This window comes from Hydrogenivirga sp. 128-5-R1-1, assembly GCF_000171895.1.
In genome coordinates this window covers 136,891-158,551 of sequence record NZ_ABHJ01000003.1, presented here as the reverse complement: position 1 = coordinate 158,551, position 21,661 = coordinate 136,891, and the positions used below count along the sequence as shown (strand labels likewise).

General features: G+C 50.8%; 18 protein-coding genes. 12 read left to right on the top strand and 6 right to left on the bottom strand.

Annotated elements, in window-relative coordinates; translation table 11 throughout:
- The first annotated feature begins 21 nt into the window (after window positions 1-21).
- Genes mutS through HG1285_RS13015 form a run of 3 tightly spaced genes read left to right on the top strand, consistent with a single transcriptional unit; the run spans window position 22 to window position 4,321 of the window.
- Window positions 22-2,580, top strand: coding sequence for a DNA mismatch repair protein MutS (gene mutS / locus HG1285_RS13005; protein WP_008286657.1), 2,559 nt, complete (start codon window positions 22-24; stop codon window positions 2,578-2,580).
- A gap of 26 nt (window positions 2,581-2,606) precedes the next feature.
- A complete protein-coding gene (locus tag HG1285_RS13010) occupies window positions 2,607-3,110 on the top strand; it encodes a hypothetical protein (RefSeq protein ID WP_008286656.1) in 504 nt (167 codons plus the stop codon).
- A gap of 17 nt (window positions 3,111-3,127) precedes the next feature.
- Window positions 3,128-4,321 carry a hypothetical protein gene (locus HG1285_RS13015; RefSeq protein WP_008286655.1) on the top strand — a complete coding sequence of 398 codons (1,194 nt, stop codon included), beginning with the start codon at window positions 3,128-3,130 and terminating at the stop codon, window positions 4,319-4,321.
- Here HG1285_RS13015 and purM read toward each other — a convergent pair.
- The 6 genes from purM to HG1285_RS19420 are packed head-to-tail and all read right to left on the bottom strand — an operon-like array spanning window position 4,318 to window position 8,990.
- The gene (gene purM / locus HG1285_RS13020) at window positions 4,318-5,325 is read right to left on the bottom strand and encodes a phosphoribosylformylglycinamidine cyclo-ligase (RefSeq protein ID WP_008286654.1); all 1,008 of its coding nucleotides are present in this window, start codon (window positions 5,323-5,325) and stop codon (window positions 4,318-4,320) included. The two genes, HG1285_RS13015 and purM, sit on opposite strands and share 4 nt — an antisense overlap.
- Entirely contained in the window at window positions 5,322-5,885 is a 564-nt protein-coding gene (gene thpR, locus HG1285_RS13025; protein ID WP_008286653.1) for an RNA 2',3'-cyclic phosphodiesterase, read from the bottom strand. Before thpR ends, purM begins: the two co-directional genes overlap by 4 nt.
- A 21-nt stretch (window positions 5,886-5,906) precedes the next feature.
- Complete coding sequence (locus HG1285_RS13030) at window positions 5,907-6,806, bottom strand: hypothetical protein (protein WP_008286652.1); 900 nt, start codon at window positions 6,804-6,806, stop codon at window positions 5,907-5,909.
- Window positions 6,784-8,241, bottom strand: coding sequence for a glycosyltransferase family 39 protein (locus tag HG1285_RS13035; RefSeq protein ID WP_008286651.1), 1,458 nt, complete (start codon window positions 8,239-8,241; stop codon window positions 6,784-6,786). The genes HG1285_RS13030 and HG1285_RS13035 overlap by 23 nt, the downstream gene beginning before the upstream one ends.
- Window positions 8,238-8,816 (bottom strand): glycerol-3-phosphate 1-O-acyltransferase PlsY, encoded by a 579-nt coding sequence (gene plsY, locus HG1285_RS13040; protein ID WP_008286650.1) that lies wholly within the window; start codon window positions 8,814-8,816, stop codon window positions 8,238-8,240. Before plsY ends, HG1285_RS13035 begins: the two co-directional genes overlap by 4 nt.
- A 15-nt stretch (window positions 8,817-8,831) precedes the next feature.
- Window positions 8,832-8,990, bottom strand: a complete 159-nt coding sequence (locus tag HG1285_RS19420) for a hypothetical protein (RefSeq protein WP_157560480.1) — start codon at window positions 8,988-8,990, stop codon at window positions 8,832-8,834.
- 108 nt (window positions 8,991-9,098) lie between these two features.
- Here HG1285_RS19420 and HG1285_RS13045 point away from each other — a divergent pair, with 108 nt between their 5' ends.
- From HG1285_RS13045 to HG1285_RS13085, 9 genes are all read left to right on the top strand, one after another.
- Window positions 9,099-11,621, top strand: coding sequence for an SBBP repeat-containing protein (locus HG1285_RS13045; protein WP_008286649.1), 2,523 nt, complete (start codon window positions 9,099-9,101; stop codon window positions 11,619-11,621).
- 109 nt (window positions 11,622-11,730) lie between these two features.
- Window positions 11,731-12,915 (top strand): TolC family protein, encoded by a 1,185-nt coding sequence (locus tag HG1285_RS13050; protein ID WP_083793036.1) that lies wholly within the window; start codon window positions 11,731-11,733, stop codon window positions 12,913-12,915.
- Complete coding sequence (locus tag HG1285_RS13055) at window positions 12,912-14,276, top strand: efflux RND transporter periplasmic adaptor subunit (RefSeq protein WP_008286647.1); 1,365 nt, start codon at window positions 12,912-12,914, stop codon at window positions 14,274-14,276. Before HG1285_RS13050 ends, HG1285_RS13055 begins: the two co-directional genes overlap by 4 nt.
- 14 nt (window positions 14,277-14,290) lie before the next feature.
- Window positions 14,291-14,665 (top strand): DUF411 domain-containing protein, encoded by a 375-nt coding sequence (locus tag HG1285_RS13060; RefSeq protein ID WP_008286646.1) that lies wholly within the window; start codon window positions 14,291-14,293, stop codon window positions 14,663-14,665.
- A gap of 13 nt (window positions 14,666-14,678) precedes the next feature.
- Window positions 14,679-15,104: a hypothetical protein gene (locus HG1285_RS13065; RefSeq protein ID WP_008286645.1), complete on the top strand. Its 426-nt coding sequence runs from the start codon at window positions 14,679-14,681 to the stop codon at window positions 15,102-15,104.
- On the top strand, window positions 15,101-15,658 hold the full coding sequence (locus HG1285_RS13070; RefSeq protein WP_008286644.1) for a DUF2231 domain-containing protein: 558 nt from the start codon (window positions 15,101-15,103) through the stop codon (window positions 15,656-15,658). The genes HG1285_RS13065 and HG1285_RS13070 overlap by 4 nt, the downstream gene beginning before the upstream one ends.
- Window positions 15,655-16,128, top strand: a complete 474-nt coding sequence (locus HG1285_RS13075; protein WP_008286643.1) for a nitrous oxide reductase accessory protein NosL — start codon at window positions 15,655-15,657, stop codon at window positions 16,126-16,128. The genes HG1285_RS13070 and HG1285_RS13075 overlap by 4 nt, the downstream gene beginning before the upstream one ends.
- A 127-nt stretch (window positions 16,129-16,255) precedes the next feature.
- Window positions 16,256-18,430: a heavy metal translocating P-type ATPase gene (locus tag HG1285_RS13080; protein ID WP_198005425.1), complete on the top strand. Its 2,175-nt coding sequence runs from the start codon at window positions 16,256-16,258 to the stop codon at window positions 18,428-18,430.
- A gap of 16 nt (window positions 18,431-18,446) precedes the next feature.
- Window positions 18,447-21,641: a CusA/CzcA family heavy metal efflux RND transporter gene (locus HG1285_RS13085; RefSeq protein ID WP_008286640.1), complete on the top strand. Its 3,195-nt coding sequence runs from the start codon at window positions 18,447-18,449 to the stop codon at window positions 21,639-21,641.
- Window positions 21,642-21,661 lie beyond the last annotated feature (20 nt).

Here is a 21,661-nt window from a genome sequence, read left to right as displayed (position 1 = left end):
ATTAATATAACTTCTTAGGAGATGGCGGAGAAGAACCCAGAGCTAACACCGATGCTCGCCCAGTACCACTACTTTAAGAACGAGTATCCTGAGTGTCTGCTCTTCTTCAGGCTGGGTGACTTTTACGAGCTCTTTTACGACGACGCGGTCGTGGGTTCAAGGGAACTCAACTTAGTCCTGACTTCAAGACCCGCCGGCAAGGGCAGGGAGAGAATACCCATGTGCGGCGTTCCCTACCACTCCGCGGACAGCTACATAAGGAGATTAGTCCAGAGGGGGTTCAAGATAGCCATATGCGAGCAGGTTGAAGACCCCTCAAAGGCAAAGGGCATAGTCAGAAGGGAAGTTATCAGGGTGATAACTCCGGGAACGCACTTTGAGAAAGACTCGGGAGGGCTCGCCTGCCTCCACAAGAGGGGAAAAACCTACTACGTTGCCTATCTGAACCTGTCCGTAGGAGACTTCGTGGGGGGAAAGGTGCAGGACACAGAGCTCCTTGACTTTCTTTCCAAGTTCAACATAAGGGAGCTCCTCGTGAGAAAGGGAGAGGAGGTGCCTGCAGAGATAGTCAAGACCCTGAACCTGTTCTTGACGGAGCTGGAGGAAGAGTTTTACGAAGAGGGTTCTGAGCTCGTAAAGGAGAGCTTCAAGGCTTACAACGCCCGCACCTTAGGCTTTGACGAGGAAGAGGCTCTGCTGCCCCTGGGAGCTGTTTACAGGTACGTGAAGCTCACCCAGAAGGGTTTTACACCCTTCATAAAAAAACCTAAGCCTTTCCAGAACGAGGGTTTCGTCAGGATAGACCTTAAAGCGAGGAGGGGACTTGAGCTCCTTGAGAGCATAGAGGGAAGGAAGGATTACTCCCTCTTCGGTGTTCTTGACAGGACCCTTACGGGTATGGGAAGGAGGAGGCTGAGGTTTCACATACTCAACCCATTCAGAGACGTTGAGCGAATAAGGGAGGTTCAGGACGCCGTTGAGGAGCTGTTCAGAAAAGAAGACAAGAGACGGAAGCTGAGGGAGATACTCTCCGATATGGCAGACCTTGAGAGACTCGTCTCAAAGGTGAGTTCCAACATGGCTTCACCGCGGGACGTGCTGCACCTCAAGAACACCCTCTTCAAGGTAGAGGAGCTCAGGGAGGAGCTCAGGGATATGGACTCCTCTCTGTTCAGGGACATATACGGCAGTCTGGAGAGCCTGAGGGAGCTCGCAGAGGAGATAGACAGAGTTCTGGTGGAAGAACCCCCCGTGCACCTGAAGGACGGAGGACTTATAAGGGAGGGGGTTGACGAGTACCTGGACGAGCTACGCTTCGTGAGGGACAACGCCAGGAAGCTCTTGAGGGATTACGAGCGCAGGCTGAAGGAGGAGACGGGTATATCAAGCCTGAAGGTGGGATACAACAAGGTCATGGGCTACTACGTTGAGGTGACCAAACCCAACCTCAAGTACGTCCCCGAGTACTTCCGCAGGAGACAGACCCTCTCAAATGCGGAGCGTTTCATAACGGACGAGCTCAGCAGACTTGAGGAGAGAATACTCTCAGCCCAGAGCAGGATAAACGAGATAGAGTACGAACTATTTGTTCAGCTGAGGGATAGGATAAACACTGAGCTGGAGAGGATAGGCAGAAACGCCCAGCTCGTAGGTGAGGTGGACTACGTCCAGTCCCTCGCCGAGGTTGCACACCAGCGGGGCTGGGTCAGACCAGAGGTGAACGACAGCTTTGATATAAGGATAGAGGAGGGAAGACACCCCGTAATAGACGCCTTCACGAGGAGATACGTTCCCAACGACACGTTGATGAACGAAGATGAGTTTCTGCTCGTGATAACCGGTCCAAACATGGCGGGAAAGTCCAGCTACATAAGGCAGGTCGCCCTGCTAGTGCTCCTCTCCCACATGGGCAGCTTCATACCTGCGAAGAAAGCGAGCATAGGGAACGTTGACGCCATATTCACCCGCATCGGCTCGGGAGATATCCTCGCTATGGGCGTATCAACCTTCATGAACGAGATGCTTGATGTGGCTGGTATGCTCTCAAATGCAACGAAGAAGAGCCTGATAGTGCTTGACGAGATAGGCAGGGGGACATCAACCTACGACGGTATAGCCATTTCCAAGGCGATAGTTGAACACATATCCAGAGAGCTCGGTTCAAGGACTCTGGTCGCAACTCACTTCTTGGAGCTAACGGAGCTGGAAGGGAAGGTCAGAGGGGTAAAGAACTACCACATGGCTGTGAGCGAGGAGGAGAGCGGAGTGGTCTTTCTCTACACCCTCCTTGAGGGTAAGGCCGAAGGTAGCTTTGGTATAGAGGTGGCAAAGATGGCTGGACTTCCGGACAGCCTCATAGAGAGGGCGAGAGAGATACTCATGAGCCTTGAGGATAAGACCCTCCCGGTACTTGAAGAGACCTTCAGGAAGTCCGAGGAGAGGATTGAAGAGAAGGAGGAGAGGTCGTTGATGGAGGAGATCCTATCGCTGGACATAGCGAACATGACGCCCCTTCAGGCTCTCGTCAAGCTATCCGAGCTCAGGGACAGGATAGCCCGTGTCAGAGGTGGCACGGCTTGATACATAAAAACTCAGGAGGTGTGAAGATGGTTAAACTGCTCCTCTTTGTGCTGGTGGTTGGATTCAGCTTCGGGATAACCGAGGAGGAGTTCAGGAAAGACAGGGAATACCTGAAACGGGTTGAGAAGAGGCTTGATGAGATAGACAGGGTCATTCAGAGGAGAGGGGCGAGGGCAAGTGAGATAGACGAGCTAAACTCCTACGGCTACCCTTTGAACAAGCTCATGGACAAGTACATGAGGGAATCGGAGGATAAGTACGAGGACTTCTCCCTGAAAATAAGCAAGGTTTACGACAGGGTTCTCTTCGTTAAGAGGGGTGCCTTCCCTTCACTGCTAAGGGAGGAGATAGAGAGCTTACAGGTGCCGATCTGCAGCGTCAGGGCTGAAGGCAGCAGGAGGGAAACGATAACCATAGTTATGGAAGACCCAGAGGACGAGGAAGATGTTCTGAAGGTGATGACCGAGACGCAGCTCAGGTACGCCCACCTGCTCGGTATAGAGAATGTTAGGTTTGAGAAGTGTAGATAGGTGATAGAATATAAAGCATGGGGAAAGGTATAGAGCTTTACTGCGACGGGGAGAGGATATTCCTTTCCAGAGATTACAGGGTTGAGGGCGTAGCCAAGAGGGACTTCATAGAGCGCTCCGACGTTAAGGTGGTCTGGCAGTCAGCCAAGCTCTCGGAGACGCCGGTCAGGCTGACCAATACGAGGTATCACCTTATAGGTGCCGGTGGCTCAAAGCTATTCAGAATGGAGCGTGCTACCGGGGAGACCGTAGAGATAAACGCCGGCAACGAAGTCAAAGACCTTGCAAGCGACCTCAGGGACGTGTTCTTCGTCACGGCGGAGGGTATATACAGGGTTCCCGCCGAAAGGTTCGCCGAGGGAGAGGTGGTCAGGTACCCCGTGTCCGACACCCTTGATATGCCCATAAAGTCAATAGACATTTTGGGAGACACGCTCTTTGTGATAGCAGGAAACTTTCTTTACAAGCTGAACTCCAAGGGGGAAAAGCTCGCAGAGAAGTCTCTCGTTGACGGTGTAAAGGTTCTATCGGACTACGAGGGAGCCGTGGCTGTAACGGAGAAGGAGCTGATCTACTTCACCGACGACATGGAGGTTCTGTCCAGCGGTGGTTACGAAGGTGTGTTTCTGAAGGCTGAGCATGGTGCATACAACACATTCCTCCTGTCGGACAAGACCTTCAGCGTCTTTGGAAAGACGGGCAGGAGGTACGCACACGTTGATCATGCCCACTACACCTCCTTCACCGAAGGTCTCAATCACATATACTTCTACGACGAGGAAGAAGGCTCCCTGTCCCTCGGAGGCAAGAAAGACCTGCTGGGAGACAACTTCCAGGAGATAGACCTCACTACCCTTGTGGGCATAGTGATGGGGTCTCTGATGCTCGCTGAGAGAGAAGGGGCTGAGGTGATCGTAAAGGAGGAAAAGGGATTCATAGACGCCCATATAAACGGGGAGCACGTGCCCATAGAGCTCGTCATGCTTAAGGTGTCCAAATACTTCCCGGAGGTCTTCTACCTCTACAAAAACCCCGGGTACTACGAGGAGATAGAAAGCTTCGCTGAGAGGTTTGATATATTCAGGGTAGAGGGAAAGGATGTGAGGTTGAACACGGAGCTTTTAGAGAGGCTCTTAGAGATGCACTCCTCCTTCAAAACCTTCTCCGAAGACATAGCGAGGGATGTCATAAGCCTTGCCGTGAAAGCTTAGAGTATAACCACCTCCCTCTTGCCCTCTTCAAGATGCCCGCACACGAAGGCGTCCCTACCGAGGGCGTCCAGAGCCTTGTCGCAATCCTCCGGCGATACCACCGCTATCATACCGACGCCCATGTTGAAGGTTCTGAACATCTCCCTCTCCTCAACGCCTCCGAGCTTCTGAATCCACGCAAAGACCGGGTTCTCCGGTATGCTCTTCTTATCAACCACAGCCCTGATACCCTCAGGTAAAACCCTGATCAGGTTCTCGGGGATGCCCCCACCCGTGATGTGTGCCAGAGCTTTCAACTCCACATTACTCTTTAGGAGTTTGACCTCAGGTGTGTAAATTCTCGTAGGTGTCAGAAGAACTTCCCCAACGCTCTGCCCGAGCTCCTCAACCCTGTCCGTTAGCTTCACACCCTTGTCCTTCAGCACCTTCCTTATAAGGGAGAAGCCGTTGCTGTGGAACCCCGAAGACCTGAGCCCCAAGAGAACGTCCCCCGACCTGACGCCCTCTCCGGTTATAACCTCTCCCCTCTCGCACACGCCCACACAGAAACCTGCAAGGTCGTAAACACCCTCCGGATAAAAACCGGGCATCTCCGCCGTTTCACCACCGGCGAGCAACACCTCCCCCCTCTTACAGCCTTCAACCACACCGTCTATGACCGCCTTGAGAACTTGAAGGTCTATCCTGCCTGTGGCTATGTAGTCCAGAAAGAGGAGGGGGTCTGCCCCTGTGGTTATGACATCGTTTACGTTCATAGCTACGAGGTCTATCCCTACCGTGTCATGAACCCCGAGCTCCTGAGCCACCTTGAGTTTAGTTCCAACCCCGTCGGTTGAGGAAAATATCACGGGCTCTCTGTGCCCTTCAACGGGTAGTCCGCTCGCGAAGCCTCCGAACTTCGTTAAGGGGCTATCGGGGAAGGCTCTCTTCACCTTCTCCTTTATGTAAGCCACGAACTCGTTAGCCCTGTCAATATCAACGCCCGCATCTCTATAAGTCGTCAAGAGCTTTCCCTCCTGAAGTAGAACTCTTCAACCACCGTGTATATGGGACCTATGCTCGTTAGGGAGCTTGATATCAGCGCTATCCTGTCCACCGTCTCCTCACCGAAGTTGAAATTCCTGTACCTGTTCATTAGAGACCCGAGTTTTTTCCTGTCCGCCTCCTTTATCCTGCACACGGTAACGTGTGGGTGAAAGGGCTTGGCGTCCACCCTTATGCCAGCCTTCTTGTTGAGCTGGGCAACTTCGTTGGCGAGTCTCTTCAGCCTGTTCTCCCCCCTGGATACGCCTACCCAGAGGATCCTCGGTCTCCTCCTGTCGGGGAACACACCGAGAGACCTGTACTGAACCTTGAAGGGCGCGTGCTTCTCTGCGATACTCTGGAGGTTCTTCAGAACGCTTACAGCCTGGGACTGGGATATATCCCCGAGGAACTGGAAGGTCATGTGCATGTTCTGGGGTTCAACCCATTTCCCTTTCAGGTAGCTCTTGGTTTCCTCCTTGAGCTTTTCAACGTGTTCGTAAATGCCCTTGGTGGTGAAGAATCCTACGAAGGCACGCATGCTGGCTCTATTTTAACACTCCTACATAAGCTCTATCGGTGAAGCGAGGGCGACGCTCCTGAGCCCGAAGTAGAATATGTGAACTTTGAACTTGTAGGTGAGCACGTGGGCTGTGTAACTTCCCCTGAGAGAGAGGGGCATGTTGAGTCTGTTCTGTTCGTATATGCCCTTTAAGGTGTCATTGTGAAAGAGGAGTATGAGGGGGTTCTTAAGGTTGGTGTCCACGACGAATCTGAAGTTGTAAGGTGTCCTCCCTCCGGGCAGGTAGAAACTCCTGTCGGAGTAAGCGAATATCTTTATCTTCCTGTCTCCAAAGACCACGACCGCACCCTTGAGAAAGTCATCAACGTAAGCCTCCCTGAGGAGTATATCCTTTGAAAGGTAAAGGTTCCTCCTGTTGCCGAGTATGTAGTCGTAGGAGGGAAAGTCCAGCCCGAAGAAGGTGGAAAGGACGATCCTGTCGTCGTGAGCTACCAGATAACACCTCTCTGGCTTCCCGTAAAGCTTTCTCATGAGTATGTCTTCCTGAACACCGCCCACCAGGAGCTTGGGTATGCGCTCAAAGACTGTGTGGAGCAGGTGCTTTATAAAGGGGATGCCAGAAGTCCTGACCACCATACACTCGTCGTTCTCCGGAGTAGGGAATAGTCTATTCTCTATGCTCTCGGGGAAGTCGCCGAAGGCTATGTCAAAGCCCTTATCGTCCATAGCCTTTAGGAGGTTCTTTATGCTTCCCGCATGGTTGGAGAAAGCGGTCTTCACATCGTAAGCGAAGGTGTACCTGTATATGATCGGCTTGGGATAGAACTCTCTGGGAGCGTAGTTGGTGTAGGGTATGACCTGCAGGGGAAGGAGCTGGTAGGTGATAAAGCCCCAGATATAAACGCTCAGAAGGTACCTAATAACCTCTCGGCTTCTCATAGAACTTTCCCTTAAAGCCCTTCATCCTGTAAATCTTGAACCTCTTTATGAGCTCCCCTCGCCAGAACACGTCAACACTCTTTAAGAATTCGTGAGATTCAAAGCTCTTTTTAACGCCACCAGGCACACCCCACTCGGACACGTGTATGGCGTCCTTACCCTTGTATCCGCTGAGCCTGTCCCTCCACAGGTAGTACTGGGTCATCCTGCCCATGTGAAAGACGAAAGTTCTCGGGTTTCCCTCAATGTAAAAGGCGAGCTCTGCTGCCGTCTGATACCTGAGGGAGAAGACGAAGTCCCCTTCCCTGCAGAGTCTGCTCACCTCCCTGCCGAGCTCTTCCCAGCCCACCATGACCTTTACAGGGTCTCTCTTGGGGGGAAGCAGTTTCCTGAGCCCCAAGACGTCTATGATCGGTGTGAAGTGGAGCATGAAAACAAGAAAGGCGGACAGGGTAAGCGTAAGGAAGAAGAGAAGTCTTTTTCTGGAAAAGAGTCTTTCCATATACAGAGCGACGAGTATCGCTCCGGTGAAGTAGCCGAACCCAGCCCAGTTGGCGTAAACCTCCTTCTTTAATGAGAGGAGGGCAAAGAACAGGAACACAGGGAGAGAGTAAACGCTCAAAAATATACCCCTCCTGTCCCTCTCCCTGAAAGTCCTCCACCAGCCGTAAAGAAGTATGAAGAAGGGAACCACAGATAGGAGGAGCGCCTGCCCGGCGAGGAACTCCAGAAAGGTAGCCCAGCTGGGGAAGTGGGCGTCTTTGTCGGCGAGGGTGGACACGTGTTTAAAGGAGATAAAGTCGTGCTGGAAGTTCCACCAGAGCACGGGGAATGAAAGCAGAGAGGCTGGCAGGAGGGATATGTAAGGCTTAAAGGACACCAAGAGCTCCCTCCTCACCAGGAACATGTACAGGAGTGTAAGGGGGAACAGGAAAACCGCCGGATACTTGCTCAGGAAGGCGAGCCCCGCCGAGACCCCGACGGCAAGCCAGTTGGACAGGGAGTTCCTCTCAACAGCGTAGTGTATGAGTATTACAGAGAGACCCCAGAAGAAGATAAAGGGGGCGTCCGTGGTCATCAGGAGCGAGTTTATAGCCGTCCCGACGAAGAAGTTGGGCAGTACGGAGGCAAGGAGAGCGACCCTCTCACCGTAAAGCCTCCTGACGAAGAGGAAGAGAAAGAGGGAGAGAATAAAGGACAGAACAACGGGAGTTATACGTACGCCGAGCTCTGTATTTCCGAGGAGGTGGGTTGACACGTAGTTCATGTAGGCGACCATCGGGGGCTTTGAGTAGTAGCTGAGGTCTAAGTGTCTTGACCAGTCCCAGTACTGGGCTTCCTCGGGGGACAGGTCTATCGGGTAAAGGAGTATGTAAGCCACCCTGAAGAGGGCAAAGATCAGGTTAAGTGTAAGGGCGTAAGCGAATAAGCTCATACTTTCGGTTCTTGACCCGCTACAAGTCTCTCTATGTTAGGTCTATGCTTATAAACTATAAGCCCTGCTATCACCACACCCATGAGGAACACATGGAAAGGGTATCCAGCCAGAAGAAAGAGAAAGGGAGCTGACACCGAAGCGGTTATTGAGGCGAGGGAGACGTACCTCTTCCAGTAGAGAACCCCAGCCCACAGGAGCAACATTAAGAGGGCGAGCTTGAAGGATAAGGCGAGGACTACACCGAAGGCGGTTGCCACACCCTTACCACCTTTGAAGCCGTCAAAGACTGAAAACATGTGTCCAAGAACGCTCGCTATACCCACAAACATGACCACCTTGCTGTCAATTCCGTAAAAGGACACCGCGAGAGCGGTCGGTACAAAACCCTTCAGCATGTCAAGGAAAAAGACTAATACCCCGAACTTCTTTCCTAAGGCTCTGCTCACGTTCGTAGCTCCGACGTTCCCGCTCCCCACCTCTCTGAGGTTGACACCCTTCAGCTTGGCAACTATCTCACCGAACAGCACAGAGCCCATAAGGTAGGCAAAGATGACCAGGAGGAGCTTTTCCATAATTTATGTAAAGTATTATATATTTTGGAGTTTGGACATTTCCAGAGGTTTTCCGCGGTCAATTTCTTTACATCTGTGTAAATCTTCTTTACAAGGCAGGTCAGAGCCGCAGGTAACAAGGTTTATCGGTCTATGAATCGGGCTTAAAATGTAAAATCCTTTAACACCCTTCATACCCTGCTGTACGAAGATATAAGTCGTCCCGCTGGCGTAACACAACGGCATGAAGGCATTTCACACAGTTCGGCACCCTTTTTGCAGGAGGTCCTGAGGAGGTGGACTATGAGAAAGGTTTACATCCTGACTTTATCTCTCTCACTTCTCCTGTCACTAATATTCCTATTTAAAGAAGAGCAGCCAGATGCTCAACCCATTATCAAAAAGATAGACCTCATACAAAACTACGGAAAACTGCCCCTTCACTTCATAGAAAACAGAGGTCAGCTGGACAAAAGGGTCAAGTTCTACGAAAGAGGCACAGCACACAGCACCTACTTCACAGAGGAAGGAGTTTATGTAGTCCTTCACGGAAGGAATAGAGAACCAGAGGTCTTGAGTATAAAACCTCTCGGAGGAAATCCAGAACCTCATATAACCGCAGAGGGAAAGCTCTCAGGAAGAGTAAACTACCTCAAGGGCAGTGACCCTGAGAAGTGGAAGAGGGACATTCCAACCTACGCAAAGGTCAGATACAAAGAGGTTTATGAAGGAATAGACGTTGTTTTTTATGGAAATCAGAGGAGGCTTGAGTACGACGTAGTTGTTAAGCCCGGAGCTGACCTGAAGGCAGTCAGATTTTCCTACGAGGGTGTGAAGGAGCTTAAGGTAAACGATAAGGGAGAGCTTGTGGCGGTTCTTCCATCAGGATCGGTCATTGTTCAGGATAAGCCTTTCATTTATCAGGAGGTTGACGGTAAAAAGGTTGAGATCCGTGGCAGATTTGTGGTCAGTAAAGAAGATAAGAAATACTATTACGGCTTTGAAGTGGACGGGTACAGGGAAGGCTACGCTCTGGTTGTGGATCCCGCCCTTTCCTACTCTTCTTTCCTGGGTGGTTCATCCCAGAACAGCGGTTACGGGATCGCCGTTGACTCATCAGGGAACGCTTACGTGGTTGGCACGACCCTTTCATCCGACTTCCCGGTTCAGGGTGCTCTGCAGGGAAGCAGAGGTGGATCCTACGATGCCTTTGTAACAAAAGTAAGCCCTCAGGGGAACTCTATAGTTTTTTCCACGTATCTTGGCGGTAGTGATAGGGATGACGGAACAGGTGTGGCGGTTGACCCAGGCGGAAACGTTTACGTTGTAGGAAAAACAAGGTCTCCTGACTTCCCCACGACCACGAACGCCTACGATACGAGCTGTGGAACCGATGGCAGTTGTGACTCAGGAGAAAACGATGTCTTTCTTGCCAAGATCAATCCTCAGGGGGATTCCCTCCTTTATTCAACCTTCCTCGGGGGCAGCGGTCAGGACGGACCTGACGGTGCGGAAGAGTTCGGGCACGACGTTGCTGTTGACCAGAACGGAATCGTTTACATCGGAGGGCAGGCAAACTCAACCGACTTTCCTGTGAAAAACGAGTACCTTGCATGTGGAAACACCTGGGATGCTTTCGTAGCAAAGATTGACACCACAAAGTCAGGAAATGCTTCCCTCCTCTATTCTTCCTGTTTTGATGGTGGGTACGGGTATGGGATAGCGGTGGACTCAAACGGTAACGCGTACCTTACAGGAAGAAAGTACAATAACGTAACTTTCGGGACAGATGCCTTCGTAGCCAAGGTGGACACTAATCAGTCGGGGCTATCCTCACTGATATTTTTTAGGTTCTACGGCGGAAGTGCCAGGGATGAGGGGGCTGACATAGCCCTTGATTCTTCTGGCAACATCTACATAACCGGATTCACAAGGTCTGATGACTTCCCAACCCAAAATGCATACGATACCTCCTGCGGGACGGATGGTAACTGTAACAACGGAAACGAAGATGCCTTTTTGGTGAAGCTGGACTCATCGGGAAACATCCTTTATGCCACCTATTTTGGAGGCAGCGATGATGAGATAGGGCACGGAATAGCGGTTGACTCTCAGGGGAGGGCTTTTATAGTTGGTGAGACGAGGTCTCCAGATATGCCCACGAAGGACGCCTACGATACGAGCTGCGGTAACGACGGCAACTGTGACGTGAACTCTGACCGTTACGATGTCTTCGTTGCGAAGTTTGACCCGGATCAGGCGGGAAATGCATCGCTCCTTTACTCAACTTTCCTTGGGGGCAGTGAGTTTGATTACGGCTATGACGCAGCCCTTGATAGTTCTGGCAACCTCTACCTCACAGGCGAAACCACCTCTGACGATTTCCCATTAAGTAATCCCTTTCAGAGTTTAAGGAACGGTTCACCTGATGTATTCGTAGCAAAGCTCAGCGAGTTTGCAACACTGACGGTCACCATGTCTGGAAACGGCACTGGCAGCGTGACGAGTTCGCCCGGAGGAATAGACTGTGGCTCGGACTGTTCAGAAACCTATGCAGCTAACTCTAACATAACGCTCTCCGTGACTCCATCCGCAGACTCATCCTTTGGGGGTTGGGGAGACGCCTGCTCTGGCTGTGGTACAAATACCACATGCGTAGTCACTATGAGCACGGACAAAACCTGCGTTGCCGCCTTTAATATACCCGGTTCCGGCGGAGACAGCGGTGGTGGGTGTTCCGCCTCAGGCATAACTTCTCCATCAAATATCCTCGGATGGATACTACCGTTCCTTCTAATACTCGTAAGGAGGTTTATAAGAGTTTAAATTTCACCCCCAAATGGGGGTGAATCTTATGATTTTGTTCAAATTTTGTTAATTTAACGGAAAATATAAACGTTGAATTAACATCAACCCCTCAGTAATATTAAGACCGATGAAACTAACGATAGCTTTACTCTTAACTCTTTTAGGAAGTCTTAGCTTTGGGAGCGAACTTCAAAAACTGATAGACTTTGCTCTGGAACATAATCCACGTTTAAAGTCCTATGAAAGTCTTGAAAGATCGTTTAAATACAGGGCTGAGTTCTCAAGATCACTTCCAAATCCTCAGCTCGCCCTTTCCCTTAACAATCTTGATACCGAAAGGTACTTTCCTGACAAGAGAAACCCCATGAGCAGCTTTGGTCTATACCTATCCCAAAAGTACGTTCTACCTACAAAGAGGGTGAAGAGCTCAGAGATATTCCTGCAGAAGAGCTCTGAAGTTTCAATCATGCAGGAGAAGTACAGAAAGGAGCTTATAAAGAAGCTCAAGGTTCTCTACTGGGAATTCTCCTACTCCTTTGAGATGGAGCGTATCCTTAAGGACACAGAGAAAGAAATACTCTTCCTCATTGATATAACCGAGGAAAAGTACAGGTACGGGAAGTCCATACTATCAGACCTGATACTTCTTAAGGTTGAGCTCCTTAAGGTAAAGGAGATGCTGGCAAAGGCGCAGCGCCTCAGGGAAACGACCCTTGAAAGGATATACGCCCTTGCAGGAGGGGAGCCGGAGCTCAGAGGGGAAGAGCTTATAACCCTTGCCTTTCCCGGTAGCTTTAGCGTGGACGAGAACGTTGACGTTAAGCTCGTAAATGAGAAGCTAAAAACAATAAAGAGAGAGATAGAGAGGGCAAAGGTTGAACACTTCCCAGACCTGTTTCTCTCCGCCGGATACGCCGTAAGACCCGAAATACCCAATCTGTTCACCTTCAGGGTCGGACTTACCGTGCCGGTGTGGAAGGGAAAGAGAGAAGATATGCTCGTCCTTGAGAAACAGGAAAGGTACAACGCTAAAAAGTTAGAGTTTGAGGACGTGAAGCTAAAGGTTATGGGAGAATTCTCAGCCTTAGAAAGCTCCTACCGGATAAGTTCGGAGATACTCCAGACCATAGAGAAGGAGATAGAGGAGAAGAAAAAGGAGATAGAGGCTCTTCTAATAGCCTACGAATACGAGAAGACGGACATAAGGGACATACTCAGGGCTTACAGGCTCCTTTGGTCTCTTGAGTTTGATAGGGCGAAGCTGATTAAAGAGATCAACCAGATAGTAGCTAAAGCGGAGGCGTTGCAATGAAGGTGAAAGTTTTTCTGGGAATCTTGGGAGTGTTATTGCTCGGGGTACTGCTCGGGTCATGCGGAGGGGGTGGATACAAGGAGGTCATAACCTTTGAACAGAAGGGAGTAAAGGTGACCATTCTCTCCTCTGACGGGAAGATAAAGACGGGCAACAACAAGATAGAGGTCAGGGTTGAACCAGCCAAAAGCCTTAAAGAGCTTTACTTCTATATGCCTCCTATGCCCGGTATGGATGAGATGAGGGACGCAGCCTCCCTTGAGGAGGTGGAGAGCGGAGTTTACAGAGGAACTCTAAAGGTCAGTATGGACGGACCTTGGCAGATAAGGGCGGTCTTTGATGATGTGATGGTGACAAAGGACGTTTTCGTTCCTCTTTCTAAGACAGCTACCGCAGGTGGTGGACCTGCCAGCTCTGCCCACGGCGGACACATAATGGTCAGGACGGACAAGCTCCAGCTCTTGGGAGTTGTGACGGAACCCATCCAGAAGAGGGACTTGGTAAAGACCTTCTCCACAGTTGGATACATAAGCTACGACCTTAGCAGGATATACGAGGTCACGGTTCGTGCGGATGCATGGGTGACAGACACCTACGGCAGGTTTGTAGGAGAGTACGTGAAGAAGGGAACTCCGCTCATGAGAGTCTTGAGCCCGGACATACAGATAGCCCTTGACGAACTCAGGCTTGCGGAGAAGAAGGGAGACCCGGAGCTCATAAAGAAGGCTAAGGAGAAGTTGGAATACCTGAAGGTGAAGGAGATGGTGAGATCTCCCGCCAGCGGTGTGATACTGGAACAGAAGGTTTACGAAGGCGGATACGTGAAGGAAGGACAGACCGCCTACAAGATAGCGGATATATCAACGGTGTGGATCGTGGCAGAGATACCCTTCAAACAGGCGAGGTATGTAAAGAAGGGAACCCTTGCCCTGATAACGCCCGAGGACGACCCAGAGAACATGATAGAGGGAGAGGTGGATTACGTATTCCCAGAAGCTAACCACATGGCTAAGACTGTGAAGGTCAGGATAAAGGCGAAGAACAAGGGTATAGCCCTAAAGCCCAACGCTTTAGTGGAAGTCCTCTTTGAGGTGCCCATAGGCGAGGTGGTGGCGGTGCCTGAAACAGCGGTGGTGGATACGGGAAAGAGAACCCTCGTCTTCGTGGAGATGGAGCCGGGTATGTTCATGCCCGTTCCCGTCAAGCTGGGTAAGAAGGCGGAGGGCTTTTACGAGGTCAAACACGGAGTAAAAGAGGGTCAGAAAGTAGTGGTGAGAGGAACCTTCCTCCTTGATTCTGAGGCTCAGATCAGGGGTCTGTACGGACAGCAGGGAGGAGGCGGAGGACATCACCATCACTGAAGGAGGTTGCCGGTATGAGGAAACTACTTATCGCGTTCTTTATAGGGTCTTTGGGATTCTCCTTTGCCAAGGAGATAACCGCCTTTTACAACCCAAACTGCGGATGCTGTCATAAATACTTCCAGAGGTTAGAAAAGAAGGGGTACAAGCTGAATCGGGTTGAAGTAAGCCCGGACGACCTCTTCAAGAAGAAGGACGAACTGGGAGTTCCCGTGAACAAGCGTTCCTGCCACACGATGGTGATGGGGGACAAGTTCATAGAGGGGCACGTTCCTGTAAAGGGCATAGAAGCCCTTGCAAAGGATAAGAAAGCTAAGGGTGTTTACTCACCTCACGGGACTCTGAGCGGCTGGGGTGCGGAGGAAGAGACTTACGAACTCATAAAGTAAAGGAGGTGTAGCTATGAAGAAGCTACTTTTAGCAACAGCAGCAGTGGTCGTGCTTTCAGGAGTAGGATTCTCCCAGATGATGGGAGGCATGATGGGACAGCAGGGAGGTATGATGGGTCAACCTCAAACGTTCATGCCCATGATGGGGTGTATGGGATGCGGAATGATGAGGATGATGGGCATGGGAGGAATGATGCCCGGAATGATGGGAATGGGCGGTATGGGAATGATGGGGATGATGCAGGACCCTGAAACCATGAAGCTCGTCCAAGAACACATGATGAAGTGCAGGAAGGAGCTCATGCAGAAGCTCGCCAAGAGGCACAACGTAATGGCTGAGAGGATGCTCCGCATGATGACCATGCACCCGGACGCCTTCAAGGAAGCTATTAAAAAGAACCCAGAACTGAAAAAGAAGCTTAAGGAGCTCTTAAAGTGAAGAGGTTTATAATAATTTCCTGCGCGCCTCTTCTCTTTTTCCTTTTTTCCCATGCCCATAAGGAACATGCGGTTCAGGAGGAGGTAAATTTACCTTCCGCTCAGACTAAAGTGGAATATCCTGAGACAGTAAAGCTGCATCCTCCTGCCGTGCACTTTGCTATAGCTCTTCCTCTCTTCGCCCTCCTCTTGGAGGGTCTTTATCACATAAAAGGAAGAAAGCCCGACGAGGTTGAGTTCTTCACACTCCTATTAGCTTCGGGTGCGGTAATAGCCGCTTCCACCACGGGATACATAGCTCACGAAAGCATGGAGAACCTGCCCATTTCCCAGCAGGCTCTTGAGATACTGCATACCCACGAGACCGTTGGTTTGGTGTTGGCGGGGGTGTTCGCTTTGATGTTCTTACTGCGGTTTATATACGCTTTCAAGCCTATTCCTATGATCCATCATCTTTACGTTCTTCTTTTACTCACCGGCGTAGCCGGTCTTTTATATCAAGGAAATCTTGGAGGAAAACTCGTTTACGACTTCGGATTGGGGGTGTCAAGATGAGACAGGTAGCTTTTCTTCTGGGTCTGTTTGCCTTTGTGATCCTTGCCTTTGCCCAGCCTGCAGAACCGCCCAAGGGCGCCAAGTGTGTGGTCTGCGGTATGGACGTGAACATGATGCCCAAGTTCACCTCTCAGGTAAAGCTGAAAAGCGGCAAGCATCTCTACACGGAATCTCCCAAACACGCCATTCAGTACTACCTAAAGAACAAGGACAAGGTCTCTCAGGTGTGGGTGAAGGACTTCTCCAGCGGTAAGTGGATAGACGCCAAGCGTGCCTACTACGTGGCTATTGACGATGGTCCCATGGGTGCGGATATAGTTGCCTTCAAGAGCCTTGTGAAGGCAAAGAAGTTCGCCAAGGGTAAGAAGGTCTTCAAGTTCAAGGACTTAGACGCTGAGTTTTTGAAGCACCTGGACATGGGTCACGGAGGCATGAAGCACGGCGGACACAACATGAAGCACAACCATTAAGGGAGATAAAAAGTTGATGGAATGGGGAATGCACGGCTGGGGCATGGGGCTGATATGGGTCTTGGTGGTTCTGTTTTTGGTGCTGGGCGTTCTGGCTTTTGCCAAGTATCTGATTAAGGGTTGAGGTATGGAGCATAAACATGTTCATCAAAGTCTATACACCTGCCCTCACCACCCGGAGGTTAGGGAAACCAAGCCCGGCAAGTGTCCTAAATGCGGTATGGATCTCGTAAAGGTTGAAGAGAGAAAAAAACAAATTCCTATGAAAGATCAGACCTGCGGTTCTCACATGTCCCATGAAGAACACTCATCAGAGGATCATGGTTCTCATAAAGGGCATCAGCATGCCGGACACTCCATGCACATGGAAGAGATGAAGAGGAAGGCTATAGTCTCCTCTGTCCTAACCATTCCCGTCGTCCTTTACTCCAAGAGCATTCAAGACCTTTTGGGTTTCTCAATGCCTGAGTTTCCCGGTAGCGAGTTGGTAACGCCGATTCTATCAACGATCGTTTTCTTCTACGGAGGCTTGTTCTTCATAAAGGGAATGGTTGATGAATTAAGGCTCAAGAGACCGGGCATGATGACCCTTATAGGCATAGCCATATCGGTTGCCTTTATATACAGCCTCTCAACCCTTTTCTTTGGAGGAAAGGAGTTCTTTTGGGAGCTCACCACCCTCATAGCGGTGATGCTCTGGGGGCACTGGATAGAGATGAAGTCCGTCTTGGGTGCCTCCCGTGCCCTTGAGGAGCTGGTTAAACTCATGCCCACCAAGGCGAACTTGATAAAGAACGGGGAGATAGTGGAGGTTCACGTCTCTGAACTCAAGCCCGGCGACATAGTCCTCGTCAAGCCGGGGGAGAAGATACCCGCGGACGGGGTGATAATTGAGGGTAGCACCCACGTGAACGAGGCTATGCTCACGGGAGAATCAAAGCCCGTCCCGAAAGAGGTGGGAGATAAAGTCATAGCTGGTGCCATAAACATGGAAGGCGCCCTCAAGGTTCGTGTGGAAAAGACGGGAGAGGAGAGCTATCTCAATCAGGTTCTAAAGCTGGTCAAGGAGGCTCAGGAGTCTAAAACCAAGCTTCAAGATATGGCGGACAGGGTAGCCTTCTACCTAACGATAATTGCCATAGGTGTGGGAGGGACGGCTTTCGCCGTATGGACACTTCTCGGAAGCGACCTTCAGTTCGCGGTTGAGAGGGCGGTTACGGTGATGGTTATAGCCTGCCCTCATGCCCTTGGTCTCGCCATACCCTTGGTGGTTTCCTTCTCAACCTCCTACTCCGCTAAGAACGGGATACTGGTAAGGGACAGGCTCGCCCTTGAGACTATAAAGGACGTGGACGCGGTCACCTTTGACAAGACGGGTACCCTCACCGAAGGTAGGTTCGGCGTGTCCGACGTGGTCTCTCCCGATATGCCGGATCTGGAACTTCTCAAGATCACCGCAAGCGTGGAAAAGAGTTCCGAGCACGTGATAGCTCAGGCGATAGTGGAAGATGCCCAGAGTAAGGGACTTCCCATACCAGAGGTGAAGAACTTCAAAGCAGTTCCCGGCAAAGGTGTTGTGGGAGAGGTAGAGGGCAAGAAGGTGGCTGTCGGAACAAAGCTCCTGATGGAAGAGCTTGGAGTGGATCTGACCGAAGAGGTTTTGAATAAGGCAAGGGATCTTGAAGCTCAGGGTAAGACTGTGGTTTTAGTGGCTGTTGATGGAAAACTCGTTGGATCGGTAGCCCTCGCAGACAGGATAAGACCCGAATCCTACGAAGCTGTGAAGGAACTAAAAGCCCTCGGTAAGAAGGTAGTGATGATAACGGGTGACTCGGAGGAGGTTGCCAAACACGTATCCCAAGAGCTGGGAATTGATGAGTTCTTTGTGAGAGTCCTCCCTCACCAGAAGGCGGAGAAGGTCAAGGAACTCCAGAGCAGGGGTATGAAGGTGGCGATGGTCGGAGATGGGGTGAACGATGCTCCTGCCCTCGTTCAGGCGGACGTGGGTATAGCGATAGGTTCAGGCACGGACGTTGCCATTGAGAGCGCGGACATAATCCTCGTCAAGAACGACCCGAGGGATGTGGTGAAGGTGATGAAGCTCTCGGTGATAACGGTCAAGAAGATGGTTCAGAACCTTTTGTGGGCTACGGGCTATAACGTGATTACAATACCGCTCGCGGCGGGGGTGGCGGTCCCCTGGGGTATAGTCCTTAAACCTGCGGTCGGGGCGGTCTTTATGAGTGCCAGCACTGTAATAGTTGCCATAAATGCGATGTTGATGAGGAGACTGCTCAAATGATTTCTGGAGGTACCAGATGATAAAGCTGACAGAGTTCTTTCTGAGAAACAGGATAGCTATACTCTTTACCACGCTCTTCTTGTTGCTCTACGGATATTACTCGCTTAAGAAGACTCCCATAGACGCCATACCAGACCTCTCGGATGTTCAGGTGATCATCTACTCCAAGTGGATAGGGCAGGTTCCTCAGGTGATAGAAGACCAGCTCACCTACCCGCTGGTCACAAATATGATGGGTGTTCCCAAGGTCAAGACCGTCAGAGGCTACTCCGTTCCCAACTACTCTCTCGTATTCATAATCTTTGAGGACGGGACAGACCTCTACTGGGCAAGGTCAAGAGTCCTTGAAAAGCTCGCAACCATAAGAGGACAATTACCCAAAGAGGCTGACATACAACTGGGACCCGACGCCACAGGTGTTGGTTGGGTCTATCAGTACGCCCTCGTCTCCAAGACCAGAACCTTGGATGAGCTCTGGGCACTCCAGAACTTCTACGTAAAGTATGCACTCCTTGCCGTGCCGGATGTTGCGGAAGTCGCCTCCGTGGGCGGTTACGAGAAGGAGTACAGAGTCCTCGTCAAACCGGAGAAACTCTATCAGTACGGGCTTTCTCTCAAAGACCTCTACGTGTCCCTCAAGAAGACCAACATAGAGATGGGAGGTAAGTATGTTGAGATAAACGAGAGGGAGTTCCTCATAAGGGCTGTGGGATATGCCCAGAGCAGGGAGGAGCTTGAGAAGACGGTGGTAGCTTACAGGGACGGAGTTCCCATAAGGGTCGCAGACCTCGGAAAGGTGATAGAGACACCCGCCTATCGTATGGGATTGGCAGACTACAACGGAATGGGAGACACGGTGGGTGGTATAGTGGTTATGCGTTTCGGAGCGGACGCCTACAAGGTCATAAAGAACGTAAAGCAGAAGATAGAGGAAGTAAAGAAGGGTCTGCCCGAAGACGTGGAGCTCGTTCCCGTCTATGATAGGTCAACCCTGATAGAGAGGGCTATAGACAACCTAAAGACCAAGCTGATAGAGGAGACCATCGTCGTCCTTGCCATAGTGGGTATATTCCTCTTCCACATACAGAGCGCCATAGTGATAATCATCTTCCTGATAGTCTCACTCCTTGCCACCTTCATAACCATGAACCACCTTGGTATAACCTCCAACATCATGTCCTTGGGAGGTATAGCCATAGCCATAGGGACTATGGTGGATGCGGCGATAGTCCTGGTGGAGAACGTCCACCGACGGGTTGAGGAGGGCGACGACCTGCTCACTGCCATAACCCACTCCGCAAAGGACGTGGGTAAACCCATATTCTTGGCGCTTCTGATAGTTACCGTGTCCTTCGTTCCCCTATTTGCCTTGGAAGGTCAGGCAGGGAGGCTCTTTAAACCCCTCGTTGCCACCAAGACCCTCTCCATGCTCGTGGCTGCGATAATATCGGTGATAATAGTCCCCGTCCTCGTTTACTTCCTCGTCAGAGGCAAGATACCCCCGGAGGAGAAGAACCCCATAGTTAGGTTCCTTCTCAAAGTTTACGACCCCGTTTTCCACTTTGCGGTGAAGATAAGATACATACTTCTGATACTCTTCGTCCTTATGGGCGTGAGCACCTTCTACTTCTACGAAAAGCTCGGAAGGGAGTTCATGCCAGCCCTCAATGAAGGAACCATACTCTACATGCCTACCTCCGTTCCCAGCGTCTCCCGTCAGGAGATATTCAGGATAATCAACATACAAGATCGCATACTCAAGCAATTCCCAGAGGTGGAGAGCGTATTCGGAAAGGCAGGAAGGGCGGAGACAGCCACAGACCCCGCACCCTTCTCCATGATAGAGACCTTCATAACCCTAAAGCCCGAACACGAGTGGAGGAAGGTAAAAGAGGAGAGGTTCTACTCCAACTGGATCATACCGGAATTTATGAAGAATCTCCTCCGCAAGGTCTTCCCGGAGGAAAGAACCATAACCTACACCGAGCTCATAAGAGAGATGGATCAGGCTATATCTGTGCCCGGACTCTCCAACATGTGGACTATGCCCATAAAGGGTAGGATAGACATGATAACCACGGGTATCCAGACACCTCTCGGTATAAAGATATACGGAGACAACATAAACACCCTCAACGACATAGCTCAGCAGATAGAACAGACCCTCAAGGACGTGGACGGAGTTATGAGCATATTCGGAGAGAGGTCAACCAAGGCGACCTACGTGGAGATAAGACCCAAGAGGGAAGCCCTCCAGAGGTACGGTCTAACCGTCTCCGATATAAACATGGCTATAGCCCAGCTCTTTGCCAACTCACCTGCTTCTACCATGATCCTCGGGCGTGAGAGGTACGGCATAACCCTCGGTGTTCCCTTAGACTACAGATACGACCTTGAGAATCTCATGCTACCCCTCAAGAACAAGCTCATACCCCTTTCGGCGGTGGCAGAGGTGGTCAGAACAGAAAGTCCCATAAGCATAAAGTCAGAGAACGGACTCCTGACAAGCTACGTTTTCATAACCCCCAATCCAGAAGTGGATATGGGAACGGTGATAGCAAGGGCTGAGAAAGTACTTCAGGAAAAGCTCAAATTACCCAAGGGATACTACTACGAGTGGAGCGGTCAGTTTGAGTACTGGAAGAAAGCCCTTGAGAACTTAAAAGTGATAATACCCGTGGTCATACTGCTCATAGTTCTGCTGGTCTGGTTCACCTTTAATAAGCTCTTTGAGACTATACTCGTCCTTTTGATGTTACCCGTAGCGACCTTCGGTGGAATAATGCTCATGTATCTCCTTGACTACAACATCTCCATAGCCTCCATAGCGGGATTTTTGGCACTCCTCGGCATAGCTGCGGAGATGGGAATAGTGATGGTGGTTTATATCCAGAACTCCCTCAGAGACACGGCGGCGCAGTTCGGCGGTGAGATACCCAACAAGAAGGAAGCCTTTGAAGCCATATACCACGGAGCGGTAAAGAGAATAAGACCCATATTCATGACCTTCTCCGCCATACTTCTGGGACTCCTCCCCATCATGAGAGGACACGGCACGGGCTCGGAGGTCATGTCCAGAATCGCGGCACCAATGGTGGGCGGGATACTCTCTACCTTCGTGATAGTCCTACTCTTTGTCCCGGCGCTCTATGCGATATATATGGAGTGGGCGACAAGAAGGGGCGGTTCCTCTGAAGGATCAGGAGATTGAATATAGAGGAGGTTAGCCTT